Here is a 3,287-nt window from a genome sequence, read left to right on the forward strand (position 1 = left end):
CAAATATACAAAGAACTCGCAAAAAAACGGCAAAATTTGGATAAATAAAGTAAGTGTTTGGTATTGAGGAGAGTTAAGCCAAATTCTTCTATACCTTTCCAAATCGCTAAAATGCAGGATAATGAAAGGTTAAGAGAAAGATTTGCTACTTATCCGTTACCTTTTTTAGCCCCGGATAATCCGGCAAAATAACGCTTGACCACCTGCGGTTTTACCGTTCACCATGCAAAGAACCCTATATTTTGCCCGTAAAGATAACCGTTTTTTTCCGTTTTTCATGGAAATACAGGTTATGTTACCGGCATCCGGGGTTTTATTCTTTGTTCCGCTATAATTTTCATAACTGTAAATAGCTATATATCAAGTAATTTTGCAACATAAAAAAAATAGAGTTATGAAACAGACGGATGTAACGGTTACGTTCTACCTCAAAAAGAGCGAAATGAATGACGAGGGACATTGCCCGGTCATGGCGAAACTTGCCGTCGGCAAATTTTCAGAAGCGGCTTTTAGTGCGAAAATGTCCGTACCCGTTGCACTGTGGGCATCCGGACGTGCCACGGGTAAAAGTAACGCCGCGCGGGAAATCAACCGGCAACTGGACGATTTGCGAGCTTCAGCCATTTCCATTTATGACGAACTGTCAGCCACCCGTGAGAATGTAACGGCTGAAGAAATAAGGAATCTGTTGTTGGGGACGGCTTTCGGGCAGGAAACCCTGTTGGGTTATTTCCGGACGTTCATCGAACATTTCGAAAAACGTGTCGGCGTGAACCGGGAAAAGGGAACAGCGCAATCTTACCGCTATGCTTGTAACTGTGTGGCTGCTTTCATCCAGGAGAAATACAAGTTGTCGGATGTTCCTTTCACGGCCCTGAACCGTTCATTCATCGACAACTATGACCTCTACCTACGCACGGAGCGCCGCTTTGCCCTGGGAACTATCGTGTTGCTTGTCACACGGTTGAACACGATTGTCGGGGAAGCCATCGCGGAAGGGATTATCACTGCCGACCCGTTCGCGGGGTATGAAGCCGAACATCCCGAGCGGGAACAGAAATACCTTACCGCCGCAGAGTTACAACGGCTGATGACCACACCCCTGCACGACCCGAAACTCTACCATATCCGCGACCTGTTCCTCTTCTCCTGCTACACGGGTATCCCTTACGGGGACATGTGCCGCCTGACGACGGAGGATCTGGAAGTGGCCGAGGACGGTGAGGTATGGATCAAGACCGCCCGCAAGAAGACGAAAATCGACTATGAAGTGCCGTTGCTCGACATACCGTTGCTCATCCTCGACAAGTACCGGGATATGGCCCCGGAAGGAAAACTGCTGCCGATGTACAGCAACAACGAACTCAACCGGACACTGAAACGTATTGCCGCCATTTGCGGAATTGAACGGAAGCTCGTCTTTCACTGCGGACGCCATACCTACGCCACCGAGATCACGCTTTCGCATGGTGTCCCGCTTGAAACCGTCAGTAAAATGCTGGGGCATAGCCGCATTTCCACGACGCAGATTTACGCCAAAGTGACCGATGACAAGATCGACATGGATACCCGGTCTTTAGAGGAAAAGATTGCCGGCCGCTTCTCCGTAGCTATTTAATCTATCATTGACAATCAAATTCACAACGATTATGGAAACGAATAATAAAGAGATAAAACGCCGCAGCACGTTCTCCCTGCTGTTCTACATCAACCGCACGAAAGTCCGCAAGGACGGAACATGTAAATTGTTATGCAAGGTAAGCATCGACGCCAAGTCGGCCCCGATCAATATCAACGCGTTTGTCGATCCATCGCTTTGGAATCCGGAAACCAAAAGGGCGAACGGACGAAGCGAGAACGCCCGAACGGTAAACCAGGCAATAGAGAAACTGACCGAAAAAATCACCGGACATTACCGTCATATTCGTAAAAGCCTCGGTTTCGTGACGGCCGAGCTGGTCAAAAACGCCGTGGAAGGAATCGGGCAGAAACCGTTCACCCTCCTTGCCTTGTTCCGCGAGCATAACGAGGAGTTCCGCAAGCGTGTCGGCGTGGATCGCAAGGAAGAAACCTATGAAAGTTACGAGAACTCCTATAATATTTTAGCCTCCTTCGTGAAAAAAAGGAAGGAAAAGGAGGATGTAGCGTTGCGGAGCCTTGACCGGGAGTTCTACGATGATTTTGAAATATTCCTGCGTACAGATCGTGAAATGAAACCCAAGACAGTACACGAGCATCTTTACCGGTTGAAGAAAATGACCAAGCGGGCTGTCAGTCAGGGTACACTCCGGCGCGACCCTTACGGGAAGCTGCACCCGGAACTGCCCCGGCGCAAGAGCCGCCATTTGAAACTCGAAGACCTCAAAAAGCTGATGGAAACTCCCGTCGATAAACCCAACCTCCAGCGGGTGCGGGACTGGTTTCTCTTCGCTACCTTCACGGGGTTGTCCTACGCCGACCTGAAACGCTTGTCCGAAAAAGACATCACGCAGTCGGACGACGGAACGTACTGGATACACATCCGGCGCCAGAAGACCGAAACGCCCTCGGCCATCCGCCTGCTGAACGTGCCGTTGCAGATCATCGAGAAATACCGCCACGAGCGTAAAAGCGACAGGATTTTCAATCTCTATTGCCGGGGGTATCTCATCAAGCTCACCAGAGAACTGGGACGGACATACGGCTTCGACATGACCTTTCACAAGGCGAGGCACAATTTCGGGACACATATCACGCTCTCGCTGGGTGTGCCTATCGAAACTGTCAGCCGCATGATGGGACACAAGAGCATTTCCACCACGCAGATTTACGCCAAAGTGACCGACCGCAAGGTGGACGAGGACATGAAACGTCTGAAAGAACAGACCAAAGGCCGGAAAATAAATCTCTACGAGGAGGACGAACCGGAAACGGCAGATATTATAACGGTAAACGGTTGAACAGTATAACAAAAATTGATAAATTTGTATGACTATGACGACAAGAGAACCTATCAGCATTGAAAACGGGCGGGTGGAAATCCACACGCCGGAGAACCGTGTATGGCTCACGCGCCACCAGATTGCCGACCTGTTCGGAGTCTTCGTTCCTGCCGTGGGGAGCAACATCCGCTCCATACTCAAAAGCGGCATACTCCGTGAGGAGCGGGTTTACCGCCGGGAGCGCAACCGTGACGGCGGTATTGTCGAGCTGTATTCGCTCGAAATGATCGCCGCGCTGGCTTTCCGCTTAAAATCCGGGAATGCCGAAGCCTTCCGACGGTGGCTTGTCCGAAGGGCCACGACGAC

The 3,287-nt window shown here is 50.3% G+C and carries 3 protein-coding genes; all 3 read left to right on the plus strand.

What is annotated here, in order from left to right; genetic code table 11:
- Nucleotides 1-394 precede the first annotated feature (394 nt).
- The gene (locus tag DW082_RS10020) at nucleotides 395-1,618 is read left to right on the plus strand and encodes a site-specific integrase (protein WP_117507176.1); all 1,224 of its coding nucleotides are present in this window, start codon (nucleotides 395-397) and stop codon (nucleotides 1,616-1,618) included.
- A gap of 31 nt (nucleotides 1,619-1,649) precedes the next feature.
- Complete coding sequence (locus DW082_RS10025; RefSeq protein ID WP_118458464.1) at nucleotides 1,650-2,939, plus strand: site-specific integrase; 1,290 nt, start codon at nucleotides 1,650-1,652, stop codon at nucleotides 2,937-2,939.
- A 28-nt stretch (nucleotides 2,940-2,967) separates the two neighbouring features.
- The coding region (locus DW082_RS10030; RefSeq protein WP_118458511.1) for a protein-tyrosine kinase at nucleotides 2,968-3,287 on the plus strand (320 nt) is incomplete at its 3' end.

Source organism: Alistipes sp. AF48-12 (assembly GCF_003477565.1).
GTDB lineage: Bacteria > Bacteroidota > Bacteroidia > Bacteroidales > Rikenellaceae > Alistipes_A > Alistipes_A hominis.